Source organism: Streptomyces sp. NPDC040432 (assembly GCF_055595445.1).
Genome location: NZ_JBVIVP010000003.1, coordinates 228,469 through 245,414, shown reverse-complemented (window position 1 = coordinate 245,414; position 16,946 = coordinate 228,469). Strand labels below are relative to the sequence as shown.

Below are 16,946 nucleotides of genomic sequence, written 5' to 3'. Positions count from 1 at the left end.
TGGTCGGGGGTTCCCGTGTTCGGGGCGGCGGTGGCCGTCAGTGGTTGCGGGGGAAGCCCAGGTCCACGCCGGCCGGGGCGTCGGCCGGGTCGGGCCAGCGGGTCGTGACGACCTTGCCGCGGGTGTAGAAGTGGATGCCGTCGTTGCCGTAGATGTGGTGGTCCCCGAAGAGGGAGTCCTTCCAGCCGCCGAACGAGTGGTAGCCCACCGGCACGGGGATCGGGACGTTCACGCCGACCATGCCCGCCTGGATCTCCAGCTGGAAGCGGCGGGCGGCGCCGCCGTCGCGGGTGAAGATCGCGGTGCCGTTGCCGAACGGCGAGGCGTTGATGAGGGCGACGCCCTCCTCGTAGGTGTCGGTGCGCAGCACGCACAGGACCGGGCCGAAGATCTCGTCGCGGTAGGCGTCGGAGTCGGTCCTGACGTGGTCGAGGAGGGACAGGCCGATCCAGTGGCCGTTCTCGTTGCCCTCGACGGTGTAGCCGGTGCCGTCGAGGACGACGTCCGCGCCCTGGGCGGCGGCGCCCTTGACGTACGAGGCGACCTTGTCGCGGTGGGCGGCGGTGATCAGCGGGCCCATCTCGGAGGTCGGGTCGTTGCCGGGGCCGATCTTGATCTTCTCGGCGCGCTCGCGGATCTTCTCGACGAGTTCGTCGGCGATGGCTCCGACGGCGACGACGGCGGAGATCGCCATGCAGCGCTCGCCGGCCGAGCCGTAGGCGGCGGAGACGGCCGCGTCGGCGGCGGCGTCCAGGTCGGCGTCGGGCAGGACCAGCATGTGGTTCTTCGCACCGCCCAGGGCCTGGACGCGCTTGCCGTTGGCGGAGGCGGTGGTGTGGATGTGGCGGGCGATCGGGGTCGAGCCGACGAAGGACACGGCCGCGACGTCGGGGTGGGCGAGCAGCGCGTCGACGGCGACCTTGTCGCCGTGGACGACGTTGAGGACGCCCGCCGGCAGGCCGGCCTCGGTCATCAGCTCGGCGAGCTTGTTGGCGGCCGAGGGGTCCTTCTCGCTCGGCTTGAGGATGAAGGTGTTTCCGCAGGCCACGGCCAGCGGGAACATCCACATCGGGACCATCGCCGGGAAGTTGAACGGGGTGATGCCGGCGACGACGCCGATCGGCTGGCGGATCGAGGAGACGTCCACCCGGTTGGAGACGGAGGTGGACAGCTCGCCCTTGAGCTGCACGGTGATCCCGCAGGCCAGTTCGACGATCTCCAGGCCGCGGGCGACCTCGCCCAGCGCGTCCGAGTGGACCTTGCCGTGCTCGGCGGTGATCAGCTCGGCGATGGCGTCACGGTTGGCGTCGAGCAGGGCGCGGTAGGCGAACAGCACCTTGGTGCGGGCGGCCAGCGAGGACTGCCCCCAGCTGAGGAAGGCCTCCTTGGCGACGCGTACGGCCGCGTCGACCTCGTCGGTCGAGGCGAGGGCCACCTGCGTGGTGACCTCGCCCGTCGCCGGGTCGGTGACCGGGCCGTAGTTGCCCGACGCGCCCTCGACGGTCTTGCCACCGATCCAGTGGTTGACGGTCTTCATGCCTTGCTCCTTCACAGATGGCGACGTCGCTGCGCGGCTTGCCGGTCGTACTCTTCACGGGCCCGCGCCGCCGACCCACGGGTCGCGGTCTCGGCCACAGGAACATCCCACCACGCCTGTGCCGGGGGTGGGCCCGACACAGTGTCGGGTGTTCGGGTCTGTGCGTAGACACATGTGGGACGGTCCGCCTCCCGCGCCGCGGCCAGGGCTTTCCGCAGGTCACCGATGGTGCGGGTGCGGATGACGGCCATCCCGAGGGAGGCCGCGTTCGCCGCGAGGTCCACCGGAAGGGGGGCGCCGTCGTAGGCGCCGTCCGCCCCCCGGAAGCGGTACGCGGTGCCGAACCCCTCCGCGCCGACGGCCCCCGATAGGCCGCCGATGGAGGCGTAGCCGTGGTTGTCGAGGATCAGCAGGCGCAGCGGCAGGCCCTCCTGGACGGCGGTGACGATCTCGGTGGGGTTCATCAGGTACGTCCCGTCGCCGACCAGCGCCCACACCGGGCGGCCGGGTGCGGCGAGGGCCACGCCGATCGCGGCGGGGATCTCGTAGCCCATGCAGGAGTAGCCGTACTCGACGTGGTACTGGTCTCCGGAGCGGGTACGCCACAGCTTGTGGAGGTCCCCGGGGAGCGAGCCGGCGGCGTTGACGAGGATGTCGGTGTCGTCGACGAGGGCGTCGAGCAGGCCGAGGACCTGGACCTGGGTGGGCGGCCGGTCCTCGTCGGCGGCGGGCAGGGCATAGGCGGCGTCGACGCGGGCCTCCCAGTCGGCCTTCGCGGCCGTGTAGGCGGCCTCGTAGGCGGGGTCCACCCGATGTCCGCGCAGGCCCTCGGCGAGTGCCCGCAGTCCGGCCCGGGCGTCGGCGAGCAGCGGGGCGCCGGCCATCTTGTGCGCGTCGAACGCGGTGACGTTCAGGTTGACGAACCGGACGTCGGGGTGCTGGAACAGGGTGGAGGAGGCGGTGGTGAAGTCGGTGTAGCGGGTGCCGACGCCCAGCACCAGGTCGGCGGTGCGGGCGAGGTCGTTGGCGGTGGCCGTGCCGGTGTGGCCGATGCCGCCGACGTCCGCCGGGTGGTCGAAGGGCAGGGAGCCCTTGCCCGCCTGGGTGGACGCGACGGGGATGCCGGTGGCGTCGGCGAGCGTGCGCAGGGCGCCCGCGGCGTCGCTGTGGCGGACCCCGCCGCCGGCGATGATCAGCGGTCGGCGGGCCGCGCGGACGGCGGCGCGGGCCGCGTCGAGTTCCTCGGGGTCCGGTTGCGGCGAGCCGACCCGCCAGACCCGTTCGGCGAAGAACTCCTCGGGCCAGTCGTACGCCTCCACCTGTACGTCCTGCGGCAGCGCGAGCGTGACGGCGCCGGTCGCGGCGGGGTCGGCGAGCACCCGCATCGCCCGCAGGGCGGCGGGGAGCAGGGCCTCGGGCCGGGTGATCCGGTCGAAGTACCGGGACACGGGGCGCAGGGTGTCGTTGACGGAGACGTCACCCGCCCAGGGCACTTCGAGCTGCTGGAGCACCGGATCGGCGGGCCGGGTCGCGAAGGTGTCGCCGGGGAGCAGCAGCACCGGGAGGTGGTTGATCGTGGCGAGGGCGGCCCCGGTGACGAGGTTGGTCGCGCCGGGCCCGATGGAGGTGGTCACGGCGTGCGCGGACAGCCGTCCGCTCTGCCGGGCGTAGCCGACGGCGGCGTGCACCATGGCCTGTTCGTTGCGTCCTTGGAGGAACGGCATGGCGTGCGGCCCGCTCTCCAGCAGGGCCTGGCCGATCCCGGCGACGTTGCCGTGTCCGAAGATCCCCCAGGTCGCGGCGATCAGCCGGTGCCGGTGGCCGTCGCGTTCGGTGTACTGGCGGGCCAGGAAGCGTACGAGTGCCTGGGCGACGGTGAGCCTCACGCTTCCTCCGCGCGGTAGAAGGGCAGCCGGGGGTCAATCTCCCGCCCGGTCCAGGTGTCCCGGATCCAGCCGTGGTCGGGGTGGTCGCGGATCAGCCACTCCCGGGTGCCGCCGGCCGGGCCGGCCATGACGTTCAGGTAGTACATGTCGTGCCCGGGGGCGGCGATGGACGGGCCGTGCCAGCCGTCCGGGATGAGGACGGTGTCGCCGGTGCGCACCTCCGTGAGGATGTCGGTCCGCCCGGCCGGCGAGGGGCTGACGCGCTGGTAGCCGAGCCCGGGGACGCCCTCGTGGGCGGCGATCTCGTACCAGTAGATCTCCTCCAGCCGGGATTCCTCGCCGGGATGGTGCTCGTCGTGCTTGTGGGGCGGGTAGGAGGACCAGTTCCCGCCGGGGGTGAGCACCTCGACCGCGATGAGCCGGTCGCAGGGGAAGACGTCGGCGGCGGCGAAGTTGTTGACCTGCCGGGAGCACGTCCCGGCGCCGCGCAGCTCGACGGGTACCCCTGCGGCCGGGCCGTGACGGGCGGGCAGCCGCCGTTCGCAGCGCGCGCCGGCGAGGGCGAAGCGCCCGCCCGCCGCGGAGGTGACCTCCGCGCGCGCGTCCCGCGGCAGGTAGGCGAAGTCGCTGACCGCGTCGAACACCCCGCGGCGCCCCTTCAGTCGGAACACCGCCTCGCGGTGCGGCTCCCCCGTGTTCCCGCCCGCCGCACCGGCCCCGGGCGCGCCGGGCGCGCCCGGGGCCGCAGCCCCGTCCGCCTCCGCGCAGCGGACCTCGCAGCCGCCCGACAGCGGCAGCACGATCCACTCCGCCTCCCCGCACGCGAAGGCGTACGTCTCACCGGGTGCGAGGTCGAGGACCCGCAGCCGGGTGAAGTCCATCTCCGTCTCAGACAGCACCGGCACGATCCAGCACCTCCTCCACCTCGGTCGGGAACGGCATCGCCGCCCCGCAGGCGAGCCGGGAGGCGACGATGGCCCCCGCGGCGTTCGCGTAGCGCAGTACCCGTTCGAGGTCCCAGCCGGCGAGCAGCCCGTGGACCAGCGCGCCCCCGAAGGCGTCGCCGGCGCCCAGCCCGTTCACCACGGTCACGGGGACGGGCGGCACCTCCACCACCCTCCCGCTCCGATCGGCGGCCAGCACGCCCAACGGGCCCCGCTTGACGACGGCGAGCTCCACCCCGGCCGCGAGGAGGGCCCGGGCGGCCCCGTACGGGTCGCTCTCCCCGGTGGCGACCTCGCACTCCTCGGCGTTGCCGACGGCGACGGTCGCCAGGGCGAGCGCCCGCCCGTACCAGGGCTGCGGCGACCCTTCCCACAGCATGGGCCGCCAGTCCAGGTCGAAGACCGTGATGCCGTCCGGCCCGGATCCCGAGCGGGCCTCCAGTGCGGCGAGAGTGGCGCTGCGGCTGGGCTCCGCGCTGAGGCCCGTGCCCGTCATCCAGAAGACCCGGGCGGCGCGCACCGCGTCGCGGTCCACCTCGTCGGGCCGGATCTCCAGGTCGGGGGCCTTGGGCAGCCGGTAGAAGTACAGGGGGAAGTGGTCCGGCGGGAAGATCTCGCAGAAGGTGACGGGCGTCGGGTAGCGGTCCACCTCCCCCGCCCACCGGTCGTCGACGCCGAAGCCGCGCAGCTCGGAGCGCAGGTACTCGCCGAAGGGGTCGGCACCGGTACGGGTGATCACCGCGGTGCGGCGTCCCAGCCGGGAGGCGGCGACGGCGACATTCGTCGGTGAGCCGCCGAGGAACTTGCCGAAGGTGTCCGCCTCGGCGAGCGGTACGCCGGTCTTCAGCGGGTAGAGATCCACCCCGATCCGCCCCATCGTGATCAGGTCGTACGCCCCGCCGTCCGCGTGGCCTCGCGCCGTGGTCACAGCAGGCCCTCCTCCCACTCGTCTTCCTCGTCCCTTCGAGCCTCGCACCCTAAGGTGGCCGACATGACGTCCTCCCCGCCCGCGTTGACCCGTATCCGCATCGGCTCGGCTCCGGACTCCTGGGGTGTCTGGTTCCCGGATGATCCCCTCCAGACGCCCTGGGACCGCTTCCTCGACGAGGTCGCGGAAGCCGGTTACGAGTGGATCGAGTTGGGCCCGTACGGCTACCTGCCCACCGATCCGGCCCGTCTGGCCGACGAGACCGCCCGGCGGGGCCTGCGGGTGTCCGCCGGCACGGTCTTCACCGGACTCCATCACGGGCCCGCCGTATGGGACGAGACCTGGGCGCACGTGTCGCGGATCGCGGAGCTCACGGCGTCGACGGGCGCGGACCGGCTGGTCGTCATCCCGTCCTTCTGGCGGGACGACAAGACCGGGAAGGTGTTGGAGGACCGGGTGCTGACCCCGGACCAATGGCGTGAACTGGCCGCGCAGACCGAGCGCCTGGGCCGGGAGGTCCTCGACCGGTACGGGCTGCGGATCGTCGTCCACCCGCACGCCGACACCCACATCGACACCCCGGAGAACGTGGCCCGGTTCCTGGACGCCACCGATCCCGCGCTGGTGTCCCTGTGCCTGGACACCGGGCACTACGCGTACTGCGGCGGGGACAGCGTCGAGGCGATCGAGGCCTTCGGGGAACGGATCGGCTACCTCCACCTCAAGCAGGTGGATCCGCGGATCCTCGCCGAAGTGGTGGCGGAACAGCTTCCGTTCGGGCCGGCCGTGGCCCGCGGGGTGATGTGCGAGCCGCCGTCGGGGGTACCCGCGCTGGAACCCGTACTGGCGGCCGCGCAGCGGCTCGGCGTGGACCTGTTCGCGATCGTGGAGCAGGACATGTATCCGTGTCCGCCGGACCGGCCGCTGCCCATCGCCCGGCGCACCCGCGCCCACCTGCGCTCCTGCGGCGCCCGCTGACCGTACCGACTCCCGAGGGGACACCGTCACATGAGCACGCTCGGCATCGCCGTCATCGGCACGGGAAGGATGGGCGCGGACCACGTGCGCCGGATCGGCTCCACGGTCGGCGGGGCGCGGGTGGTGGCGCTGGCCGACCCCGACGGGGACCGGGTCAAGGAGGTGGCGGCGGGCCTGGACGGCGCGGGCGCGTACACGGACCCGGCGGCCGCGATCGCCCACCCCGGCGTGGACGCCGTCCTGATCGCCTCGCCCGGCCCCGCCCACGAGGAAGCGATTCTGCGGGCCCTGGAACGGGAAGTGCCGGTGCTGTGCGAGAAGCCGCTGACCCCCGACGCGGAGGGCGCCCTGCGGGTGATGGAGGCCGAGCGCCGGCTCGGCCGCCGGCTGGTGCAGGTGGGGTTCATGCGGCGGTACGACGCCGAGTACGAGCGCCTCAAGGAACTGCTCGACTCGGGTGGCATCGGACGGCCCCTCTTCCTGCACTGCCGCCACCGCAACGTGTCCTCGCCGTCCTTCTTCACGAGCGACATGCTGATCTCCGATTCGGTGGTGCACGAGGTGGACGCGGCGCGCTGGCTGCTGGGGCAGGAGGTCACCGCCGTGACGGTGCTCTCCCCGACACCGTCCTCGGCCGCTCCCGAGGGGCTGCGCGATCCCCGGCTGGTGCTGCTGGAGACCTCGGGCGGGGTGATCGTGGACGTCGAGATCTTCGTCAACTGCGGGTTCGGCTACCAGGTCCGCTGCGAGGCGGTCGGGGAGTCGGGCAGCGCCCGGATCGGCGACGGTCGCGCGATGGTCGTCGAGTCGGCCGGCCGCTGGGGCGGGGAGATCACCCAGGACTTCACCACCCGGTTCGCCGACGCCTACGACCGCCAGGTGCGGCGCTGGGTCACCGCCGCCGCGCGGGGCCGCGTCGACGGTCCGGACGCCTGGGACGGCTACGCGGCCGCCGCGGTCTCCGAGGCGGGGCTGACCGCGGCCCGCACCGGCGCGCGCACCGAGGTCCGACTGGTGGAGCGTCCGGATCTGTACCGACGCTGACGGTCCGTCCGTCGACCACCGCAAGCGCGTCGCCGGTCGTACAAGCATGTCGGGAACGGCGTTCTCGACCGTCGCGGCCCGTACCGCGTCCGTCACGGGAGTCGCCCTTGTGTCACACATGTCCGCATCACGCGGGTTTTCCGTCACAGGCGCTCGACAGCCGCTCCCCTGCCCTCACCCAGCGTCGTTCTCCGGGCACAACCTGAGTGATCGTCTGTGTCCACGCGCCGGCTCCCCCGACGGCCTCCCGGCCGGCCCCGCGGCGTGGACGAGGAGGTGTCGTCGATGAACGACCGTCAGCTGTGGTCGTACAAGGAGATCGCCGCCCATATCCGGGTGCAGCCGGACACGGTGCGCTCCTACCGCAAGCACGGACTGCTTCCCAAGCCCGACCACGTGGAGGGCGGCAAGCCCTACTGGTACGCCGACACCGTCCGGGCATGGGTGGCGCGCCGCCCCGGCAACCGGGGCCGCCGCGAGGACTGACCGGGGCGCCGCCGGTCCCGGGCGGGAATCCCCCCCGGGACCGACCGGTTCACCAGGATTCCGCCTCGTCCGCCGCCCGGGCGCCCCGCGGTCGGGGGTCCCCCCGCCGGGCCCGCAGCCGCATCCCCAGCAGCGGGAAGGCCAGCACCGACAGCATTCCGGCCCCGACCAGTGCCGCCGCCTCACCCGGCTCCACCTTCCCGGCCTCGACGCCGAGCGTGGTGATCGCGACCACCAGCGGCAGGGCGGTCGACCCGAACAGGACGAGCGCCGAGCGGTCCCGGCGCCCCAGGTCGCGGGGGGCCAACAGCCACATCGGCAGCCCGCGCACCACCAGGAACAGCGCGAGGAAGACGGGCAGCAGCAACAGCGTCCCGCCGCCCGCCAGCAGGGCGTCCAGGTCGAACTCGATGCCGGTGACGACGAAGAAGAGCGGCACGAGGAAACCGAACCCGATGGCCTCCACCTTCGACAGCACGGCGTCGCTGCTCTCCGGCGCCGCCCCCTGCAACACCAGCCTGGTGATCAGTCCGGCGGCGAAGGCGCCGAGGAGCACGTCGAGTCCGAGCAGCTGGGCCAGCGCGAGCATGGCGACCAGCATCAGGAACACCAGCCGGACGGCGAACTGCGCGCTGCTGTGCAGGGTGGTGGCGATGACCTTGGAGAACCAGGGCGGCTTGGGCCGCAGGGCCCAGAACACCGCCGCCGCCGTCAGGACCCCGAAGGCGATCAGCACGGCCGCCGAACCGGCCGGGGCGCGCCCGCTGAGGAGCAGCGCCATGGCGATGATCGGCCCGAACTCGCCGACCGCGCCCATGGCCATCATCACCGTCCCGAAGCGGCTGCCGAGGTCCCCGGAGTCCCGCAGCACCGGCAGGATCGTGCCGAGGGCGGTGCTGGTGAGGGCGGTGCCGATGTAGACGCCCTTCTCGAACCCGTCCCCGTGGGCGAGCAGGACGCCGGCCGTCAGGCCCAGCACGAGGGTGACGAGCCAGGCCACCACGGACCGGTTGAGGGTGTCGCCCTTGACCTGGTCGAACCGGATCTCGTACCCGGCGAGGAAGATGAGCATGGCGAGGCCGAGTTCGCTGAGTACGTCGATCACGTCGCCCGAGTGGGCCCAGCCGAGCGCGTCGGGCCCGATGAGGATGCCCAACACGATCTCGAAGATCACCAGCGGAACGGACAGCCAACGCGAGACGCCGTAGGCGAGGATCGGAGCGAGGACGGCGATGACCATGATCAGGACGAACGTCCCCGGATGATCCATGGGGGTCATTTACTTATGTCGCACATGGTTTGTCCACGACACGGGCCGCGCCGACGCCACGCGAACCGCCAAATGGTCGCTGAATACCCCCTAGGGGTATAATCTGTGGGAAAGACCCCCCGAAAGAGGAGAACGAGATGACCGCCGAGACGGACACCACGCAGTCGAGCGGATCCTGCTGCTCCAGCACCGGCTCCTGCCACGACGGCACCGTCGAGGTCGGCACCGTCACCGCCGTGTACAAGGTCACCGGCATGACCTGCGGGCACTGCGAGGGCGCCGTGACCGCCGAGCTCACCGCACTGCCGGGCGTGACCTCGGTCAAGGCCGTCGCCGCCACCGGCGAGGTGACCGTGATCTCCGCCGCCCCGCTCCCGGACGAGGACGTGCGCGCCGCCGTGGACGAGGCCGGTTACGAGCTCGCCGGTCGGGCCTGATCCCGCGACCCCGCACTTCCGCGGCACTCCGCCGGGTCGTGCCGGCCGGCTCATACCGGTTCCGCACGACCCGGCCCTCCCCCTGGAGCCGGACATGAGCAGCAGCACAGTGCACGACGGGCCCATAGCGGTGGCCGGCACGGCCGAGGTCGAGCTGATGATCGGCGGGATGACCTGCGCCTCCTGCGCGGCCCGCATCGAGAAGAAGCTGAACCGGATGGACGGGGTCACCGCCACGGTGAACTACGCCACCGAGAAGGCCCGGGTCTCGTACGCGGGTGACGTGCGGGTCGCCGATCTGATCGCGACCGTCGTGAAGACCGGCTACACCGCCGAGGAACCCCCGCCGCCGGCTCCGGAGATCGAGACGGAGGCCGCCGCTCCGGAGACCGATCCCGAGTCGGCCGCGCTGCGGCAGCGACTGCTCGTATCGGCGACCCTGGCGCTGCCCGTCGTCCTGATGTCCATGATCCCCGCCCTCCAGTTCGACAACTGGCAGTGGCTCTCCCTCACCCTCGCCTCCCCCGTGGTCGTCTGGGGCGGCCTCCCCTTCCACCGGGCGGCCTGGACCAACGCCCGGCACGGCGCCGCCACCATGGACACCCTGGTCTCCGTCGGCACGATCGCCGCCTACGCGTGGTCGCTGTGGGCCCTGTTCTTCGGGCACGCGGGCATGCCCGGCATGCGGCACGGCTTCGATCTCACCGCCACGCGCGCGGACGCCTCCTCCGCCCTGTACCTGGAGGTCGCGGCGGGCGTCATCACCTTCATCCTGCTCGGCCGGTACCTGGAGGCCCGCTCCAAGCGGAAGGCGGGGGCGGCCCTGAGGGCGCTGTTGGAACTGGGCGCCAAGGAGGTGGCGGTGCTGCGCGGGGGCCGGGAGGTGATGGTCCCGGTGGGCGCGCTCGCCGTGGGCGACCGGTTCGTGGTGCGGCCCGGCGAGAAGATCGCCACCGACGGATCGGTCGTCGAGGGCGGCTCCGCCGTGGACGCCTCCATGCTGACCGGTGAGTCCGTGCCCGTCGAGGTCTCCGTCGGCGACCCCGTCACCGGCGCCACCGTCAACACCTCGGGCCGCATCGTGGTGCAGGCGTCCCGCGTCGGAGCCGACACCCAGCTCGCCCGGATGGCCAGGATGGTCGAGGACGCCCAGACCGGCAAGGCCGAGGTGCAACGCCTCGCCGACCGGATCTCCGCCGTGTTCGTCCCGGTGGTCCTGCTGCTCGCGCTGGGCACCTGGGTGACCTGGCTGCTGATCACCGACGACGCGACGGCCGCGTTCACGGCCGCGGTGGCCGTCCTGATCATCGCCTGCCCGTGCGCCCTGGGGCTGGCCACGCCGACCGCACTGATGGTCGGCACCGGCCGGGGCGCGCAGCTCGGCATCCTGATCAAGGGGCCGGAGGTGCTGGAGTCCACCTGTCGCGTCGACACCGTCGTCCTGGACAAGACGGGAACCGTCACCACCGGCCGGATGGCCCTGTCCGCGGTGCACGTCGCCGAGGGCGTCGACGAGAAGGAGCTGCTGCGGCTCGCCGGCGCTCTGGAGCACGCCTCCGAGCACCCGGTCGCCCGCGCGATCACGGCGGGGGCCGCCGAGCGGACGGGCGGCGGGGAGGTCCCGCAGCCCGCCCCCGGGGCCTTCGAGAACCTGGCCGGGCTCGGTGTCAGCGGCGTGGTCGACGGTCACGCCGTTCTCGTCGGTCGGGAGCGGCTGCTCGCCGAGCGGTCGATCCCGCTGCCCGCCGGGCTCGCCCGGGCCAGGACCGCCGCCGAGGCCGAGGGCGGCACCGCCGTGCTGGTGGCCTGGGACGGGGAGGCGCGCGGGGTGCTGGTGGTCGCCGACGCCGTCAAGGAGACCAGCGCCGAGGCCGTGTCCCGGCTGCGGGCGCTCGGACTCACGCCGGTGCTGCTGACCGGTGACAACCGGGCCGTCGCCGAGACGGTGGCCCGCGAGGTGGGCATCGAGAAGGTGATCGCCGAGGTGCTCCCGCAGGACAAGGTGGAGGTCGTGCGCCGCCTCCAGGCCGAGGGCCGGACGGTCGCCATGGTGGGCGACGGCGTCAACGACGCGGCCGCGCTGGCCCGCGCGGACCTGGGCCTGGCCATGGGCACGGGCACCGACGCGGCCATCGAGGCCGCGGACCTGACCCTCGTACGGGGCGACCTGCGGGTGGCCGCGGACGCGATCCGGCTCTCCCGGCGGACGCTCGCCACGATCAAGGGGAACCTGTTCTGGGCCTTCGGTTACAACGTGGCGGCCCTGCCGCTGGCCGCCGCCGGCCTGCTCAACCCCATGATCGCGGGGGCGGCGATGGCCTTCTCCTCGGTCTTCGTCGTCACCAACAGCCTGCGGCTGCGGTCCTTCCGCTGAGCGATCACCCGGACGTCAGCCTCCCCCGGTCCTCCACATCTCCTTCACGGGAGACGCAGATCACAGTGATGACAACGTAACCATCCGGGGTCGCCACGGGTCTAATGGGGCGATGCCGAAAACGTCTTGGGGGACGTTTGACGGAGGTCTTGGGGGACGTCCGGGCATCAGCCGGCCGGGGCACGTGCCCGCGGGAGCCTTGAGCGGCCTTCCCGAACCGAACGGGTCCCGGCACACAGACGCCCCGGCGCGGGTCCCGTGGGGGGAGTCCGCATCCGGGGAATGGGAAGCGCCCCGACCGTCGACCCGTGGGGGGATCGACGGCGGGGCGCTTTTCGCAGAGCGGCCGCCGCGGCGGCGTGACCGCCGCGAGGTCCGATTGCTAGCGGGCCTCGACCGGGACGAAGTCGCGCAGGACCTCGCCGGTGTAGATCTGGCGCGGGCGGCCGATGCGGGAGCCGGGCTCCTTGATCATCTCGTGCCACTGGGCGATCCAGCCGGGGAGCCGGCCGAGCGCGAAGAGCACGGTGAACATCTCGGTCGGGAAGCCCATGGCCCGGTAGATCAGACCGGTGTAGAAGTCCACGTTCGGGTAGAGGTTGCGCTCGACGAAGTACTCGTCGGCCAGCGCGTGCTCTTCCAGCTTGAGCGCGATGTCCAGCAGCTCGTCGCTCTTGCCGAGCGCCGAGAGGACGTCGTGCGCCGCCGCCTTGATGATCTTCGCCCGGGGGTCGAAGCTCTTGTAGACGCGGTGCCCGAAGCCCATGAGCCGGACGCCGTCCTCCTTGTTCTTCACCTTGCGGATGAAGGCGTCGACGTCGCCGCCGTCCTGCTTGATGCCTTCCAGCATCTCCAGGACGGACTGGTTGGCGCCACCGTGCAGCGGACCCCACAGGGCCGAGATGCCGGCGGAGATCGAGGCGAACATGTTCGCCTGCGAGGAACCGACCAGACGCACGGTGGAGGTCGAGCAGTTCTGCTCGTGGTCCGCGTGCAGGATCAGCAGCTTGTCGAGCGCCGAGACCACGACCGGGTCCAGGTCGTACTCCTGGGCCGGCACGGAGAAGGTCATGCGCAGGAAGTTCTCGACGTAGCCGAGGTCGTTGCGCGGGTAGACGACCGGGTGGCCGACCGACTTCTTGTACGCGTACGCCGCGATCGTCGGGAGCTTGGCGAGCAGCCGGATCGTCGAGAGGTGACGCTGCTGGTCGTCGAAGGGGTTGTGGCTGTCCTGGTAGAACGTGGACAGCGCGCTGACCACGGAGGACAGCATCGCCATCGGGTGCGCGTCACGCGGGAAGCCGTCGTAGAAGCGCTTCACGTCCTCGTGCAGCAGCGTGTGCTGGGTGATCTCGTTGCGGAACGACGCGAGCTGGTCGACGGTCGGCAGCTCCCCGTTGATCAGCAGGTAGGCGACCTCGATGAAGGTCGAACGCTCGGCCAGCTGTTCGATCGGGTATCCGCGGTAACGCAGGATCCCCTGCTCGCCGTCGAGATAGGTAATCGCGGACTTGTAGGCGGCGGTGTTGCCGTAGCCACTGTCCAGAGTGACGAGCCCGGTCTGGGCCCGCAGCTTCGCGATGTCGAAGCCCTGGTCACCGACGGTGCTCTCGACCACCGGGTAGGTGTATTCACCGTCCGCGTACCGGAGTACTACAGAGTTGTCGCTCACGTCATCCCTCACCGACGTAGTGCCTCTTCTTCGAGGTGCCCTGACTGCCTCTACCTTCCCCCATTTGGCGCAGGAGAGTGCACTCGGGGTCGGCCTTTGGTCCGATTGACGGCACTGAGTGCCGCCAACCTGAACATCCTGCCCCCTCCGCACCGGCCGGGGAACCCCAGATGATCGATCATTTAGGTGATGTTTCCCACCGGTATCCGGCCGGACAGTCTTGAAGCCACCGCCGTGTACCTCCTGCCTGCCGAAACGGTACGCACCGCCTGACCGAGGGCCTTGCGTGACCCGACCAGGACGACCAGTTTCTTCGCCCTGGTCACGGCCGTGTAGAGCAGGTTCCGCTGGAGCATCATCCAGGCGCCGGTGGTGACCGGGATCACGACGGCCGGATATTCACTCCCCTGGGAACGGTGGATGGTGACCGCGTACGCGTGGGCGAGCTCGTCGAGTTCACCGAACTCGTATACGACCTCCTCGTCCTCCTCCGTACGGACCGTCAGGCGCTGTTCGTCCAGGTCGAGGGCGGTGACCACGCCGACCGTGCCGTTGAAGACGCCGTTGGCGCCCTTCTCGTAGTTGTTCCGGATCTGGGTCACCTTGTCCCCCACCCGGAAGACCCGGCCGCCGAACCGCTTCTCGGGGAGGTTCGGCCTGGCCGGTGTGATCGCCTGCTGGAGCAGGCCGTTGAGGTTCCCCGCCCCGGCCGGACCGCGGTGCATCGGGGCGAGGACCTGGATGTCCCGGCGGGGGTCGAGGCCGAATCTGGCCGGAATTCGCCGTGCGGCCACGTCGACGGTGAGGATTCCGGCCGCCTCCGTGTCCTCCTCGGGGAAGAGGAAGAAGTCGGACAGGTTGTCGGTGAGGGGTGGCAGCCCCGTGTTGATGCGGTGCGCGTTGGTGACCACCCCCGACTGCTGGGCCTGGCGGAAGATCCTGGTCAACCGGACGGCCGGGACCGGGCCGCCCTCGGCGAGCAGGTCGCGCAGCACCTCGCCGGCGCCGACCGACGGCAGCTGGTCGACGTCGCCGACGAGCAGCAGGTGCGCGCCCGGGGCCACCGCCTTGACCAGCTTGTTGGCGAGCAGCAGGTCCAGCATCGAGGCTTCGTCGACCACGACGAGATCGGCGTCCAAGGGGCGGTCCCGGTCGTAGGCCGCGTCGCCGCCAGGCTTCAGCTCCAACAGCCGGTGCACGGTGGACGCCTCGGCCCCGGTGAGCTCGGACAGTCGCTTCGCGGCCCGGCCGGTGGGTGCGGCGAGCACCACCTTCGCCTTCTTGGCCCGGGCCAGTTCGACGATGGAGCGCACCGTGAAGGACTTGCCGCAGCCGGGCCCGCCGGTGAGGACCGCGACCCGGCGGGTCAGCGCGAGGCGCACGGCGTCGCGCTGCTCGGGGGCCAGGGCGGCCCCGGTCCGGCCGGCCAGCCAGCCGAGGGCCTTCTCCCAGTCCACGTCCCGGAAGGCCGGCATCCGGTCCTCCTCGGCGTTCAGCAGCCGGCGGACCTGGCCGACCAGCGAGAGTTCGGCGCGGTGGAAGGGGACGAGGAAGACCGCGGTGATCGGCGGGCCGCCCTGCGGATCGGGTACGGCCTCGCGCACGACTCCTTCCGGATCGGCGGCGAGCTCGGCGAGGCAGTCGATGACCAGCCCGGTGTCGACCTGGAGGAGTTTGACGCCGTCGGCGATGAGCCGTTCCTCGGGCAGGAAGCAGTGGCCCTGGTCGGTCGACTGGGACAGGGCGTACTGGAGCCCGGCCTTGACCCGCTCGGGGCTGTCGTGCGGGATGCCGACGGCCTGGGCGATCCGGTCGGCGGTGAGGAAGCCGATGCCCCACACGTCGGCGGCGAGCCGGTAGGGCTGGTTCTTCACGACCGAGATGGAGGCGTCGCCGTACTTCTTGTAGATGCGCACCGCGATGGAGGTGGAGACGCCGACCCCCTGGAGGAAGACCATGACCTCCTTGATGGCCTTCTGCTCCTCCCAGGCGGCACCGATCAGCTTCGTCCGCTTCGGGCCGAGGCCGGGCACCTCGATCAGGCGCTTGGGTTCCGCCTCGATGACGTCGAGGGTGTCGGTGCCGAAGTGCTCCACGATCCGGTCGGCGATCCTGGGGCCGATGCCCTTGATGAGGCCGGAGCCGAGGTAGCGGCGGATGCCCTGGATGGTCGCCGGGAGGATCGTCGAGTAGTTGTCGACGCTGAACTGCTTGCCGTACTGGGGGTGCGAGCCCCAACGGCCCTCCATGCGCAGGGATTCGCCGGGCTGCGCGCCGAGGAGGGCGCCGACGACGGTCAGCAGGTCCCCGGAACCGCGGCCGGTGTCGACCCGGGCGACCGTGTACCCGCTCTCCTCGTTGGCGTAGGTGATGCGCTCCAACACCCCCTCGACCACCGCCGGCTGCACCGCCCCGTTGGATGTCATGGCACGACGCTACCGTCCGGCTCCGACACCGCGCCGAGGGGTGTGGACGAAGGGCGGCGGAAGGGCCGCGGGTCGGGAGGGGGGAGAGGGAAGGGGAGGAGGACAAACGAAAGGGGGGCCGGCCTCGCGGCCGGACCCCCTCACGGTTACCCCTCCCTCGTCGGACTTCCCGATCCCCCCGGATCCCCTCCCGAAAGTCCCGACGCACCATACGACCCGCGATCCGCGCGCAGGGTTGCACAGGGAAGCGGAACTTTACCTTTCCATTACCTGGGGGACCCCCGGAGGCGGTCCGAGGTGCCACCGAATCACCGCACACGTAGCGTTTCAGGCATGAGCGAATCTTCCTTCCAGGACGACGTGCTGGGCGAACTCGGCGACGACAGGCTTCAGGAGATCGCCGGTCTGCTCGGCACGGACGTCGGCGGCGCCCGCGAGACCGTCGCCGAGACCGTCGGCGCCATGACGGGCGACCTCCGGCAGAAGGCCGGAGCCGATGACGACGACGGCGTGGAGGTGCGCCAGGCCTTCGCGGAGGTGGCGGAACCGCCGCTCCAGGGCGTGGCCACGCTCGGCGGCGGCATGGGCGGCCTGCTGAGCGGCGGCATGATGGCCGGGGTGCTCGCCAAGGTGAGCAAGCCCGTGGCCAACGCCGTGTCGAAGAAGACCGGCATTCCCGCCCCCACCATCAGTCGGGTCATCGAGATGCTGATCCCCGTGCTGCTGGCCGTCCTCGCCAAGCGCGCGTCCGCCGGCAAGGGCGCGGGCGCGCCGACGGCCGGGGGCGCCCCGGCGGGCGGCGCCCCGGCTCCGGGAGCGGCCCCCGACGCGGCGGGCGGCGGCCTCGGCGACCTGCTGGGGCAGATCCTGGGCGGCGGCAAGAAGTAGCCCGTACGCGGGAGGCGGCCCGTACGCGGGAGCGACGTGACCCGTACGGAGCAAAGGTGCCCGGCCGTGCGCGGCC

At 71.9% G+C, this 16,946-nt stretch carries 13 protein-coding genes; 6 read left to right on the top strand and 7 right to left on the bottom strand.

Going from position 1 to position 16,946, the window contains the following annotated elements; genetic code table 11:
- Positions 1–37: 37 nt before the first annotated feature.
- Genes ACZ58N_RS08390 through iolC form a run of 4 tightly spaced genes read right to left on the bottom strand, consistent with a single transcriptional unit; the run spans position 38 to position 5,244 of the window.
- A complete protein-coding gene (locus ACZ58N_RS08390; protein ID WP_471157019.1) occupies positions 38–1,537 on the bottom strand; it encodes a CoA-acylating methylmalonate-semialdehyde dehydrogenase in 1,500 nt (499 codons plus the stop codon).
- A gap of 11 nt (positions 1,538–1,548) precedes the next feature.
- Positions 1,549–3,423 carry a 3D-(3,5/4)-trihydroxycyclohexane-1,2-dione acylhydrolase (decyclizing) gene (gene iolD / locus ACZ58N_RS08385; protein WP_471157018.1) on the bottom strand — a complete coding sequence of 625 codons (1,875 nt, stop codon included), beginning with the start codon at positions 3,421–3,423 and terminating at the stop codon, positions 1,549–1,551.
- Entirely contained in the window at positions 3,420–4,304 is an 885-nt protein-coding gene (iolB, locus tag ACZ58N_RS08380; RefSeq protein ID WP_471157561.1) for a 5-deoxy-glucuronate isomerase, read from the bottom strand. The genes iolD and iolB overlap by 4 nt, the downstream gene beginning before the upstream one ends.
- A 7-nt stretch (positions 4,305–4,311) precedes the next feature.
- Positions 4,312–5,244, bottom strand: a complete 933-nt coding sequence (gene iolC, locus ACZ58N_RS08375; protein WP_471157559.1) for a 5-dehydro-2-deoxygluconokinase — start codon at positions 5,242–5,244, stop codon at positions 4,312–4,314.
- A 114-nt stretch (positions 5,245–5,358) separates the two neighbouring features.
- On the opposite strand from iolC, the gene ACZ58N_RS08370 reads away from it, so the two are divergent.
- The 3 genes from ACZ58N_RS08370 (at position 5,359) to ACZ58N_RS08360 (ending at position 7,803) form a co-directional block, all read left to right on the top strand.
- Complete coding sequence (locus ACZ58N_RS08370; protein WP_471157016.1) at positions 5,359–6,273, top strand: sugar phosphate isomerase/epimerase family protein; 915 nt, start codon at positions 5,359–5,361, stop codon at positions 6,271–6,273.
- 30 nt (positions 6,274–6,303) lie between these two features.
- Positions 6,304–7,317, top strand: coding sequence for a Gfo/Idh/MocA family protein (locus tag ACZ58N_RS08365; RefSeq protein WP_471157015.1), 1,014 nt, complete (start codon positions 6,304–6,306; stop codon positions 7,315–7,317).
- A gap of 285 nt (positions 7,318–7,602) precedes the next feature.
- The gene (locus ACZ58N_RS08360; RefSeq protein ID WP_471157014.1) at positions 7,603–7,803 is read left to right on the top strand and encodes a helix-turn-helix transcriptional regulator; all 201 of its coding nucleotides are present in this window, start codon (positions 7,603–7,605) and stop codon (positions 7,801–7,803) included.
- A gap of 49 nt (positions 7,804–7,852) precedes the next feature.
- Here ACZ58N_RS08360 and ACZ58N_RS08355 read toward each other — a convergent pair whose 3' ends face one another.
- On the bottom strand, positions 7,853–9,073 hold the full coding sequence (locus ACZ58N_RS08355; RefSeq protein ID WP_471157558.1) for a cation:proton antiporter: 1,221 nt from the start codon (positions 9,071–9,073) through the stop codon (positions 7,853–7,855).
- 137 nt (positions 9,074–9,210) lie between these two features.
- On the opposite strand from ACZ58N_RS08355, the gene ACZ58N_RS08350 reads away from it, so the two are divergent.
- A complete protein-coding gene (locus ACZ58N_RS08350; protein ID WP_471157012.1) occupies positions 9,211–9,510 on the top strand; it encodes a heavy-metal-associated domain-containing protein in 300 nt (99 codons plus the stop codon).
- 94 nt (positions 9,511–9,604) lie between these two features.
- The gene (locus tag ACZ58N_RS08345; protein WP_471157010.1) at positions 9,605–11,884 is read left to right on the top strand and encodes a heavy metal translocating P-type ATPase; all 2,280 of its coding nucleotides are present in this window, start codon (positions 9,605–9,607) and stop codon (positions 11,882–11,884) included.
- A gap of 382 nt (positions 11,885–12,266) precedes the next feature.
- Here the strand turns inward: ACZ58N_RS08345 and ACZ58N_RS08340 are convergent, their stop codons facing one another.
- Positions 12,267–13,556 carry a citrate synthase gene (locus tag ACZ58N_RS08340; protein ID WP_281209936.1) on the bottom strand — a complete coding sequence of 430 codons (1,290 nt, stop codon included), beginning with the start codon at positions 13,554–13,556 and terminating at the stop codon, positions 12,267–12,269.
- Positions 13,557–13,738: 182 nt separating this feature from the next.
- Positions 13,739–15,982, bottom strand: a complete 2,244-nt coding sequence (gene recD2, locus ACZ58N_RS08335; protein WP_471157009.1) for an SF1B family DNA helicase RecD2 — start codon at positions 15,980–15,982, stop codon at positions 13,739–13,741.
- Between the two features lie 333 nt (positions 15,983–16,315).
- Here recD2 and ACZ58N_RS08330 point away from each other — a divergent pair, with 333 nt between their 5' ends.
- The gene (locus ACZ58N_RS08330; RefSeq protein WP_471157007.1) at positions 16,316–16,870 is read left to right on the top strand and encodes a DUF937 domain-containing protein; all 555 of its coding nucleotides are present in this window, start codon (positions 16,316–16,318) and stop codon (positions 16,868–16,870) included.
- Positions 16,871–16,946 lie beyond the last annotated feature (76 nt).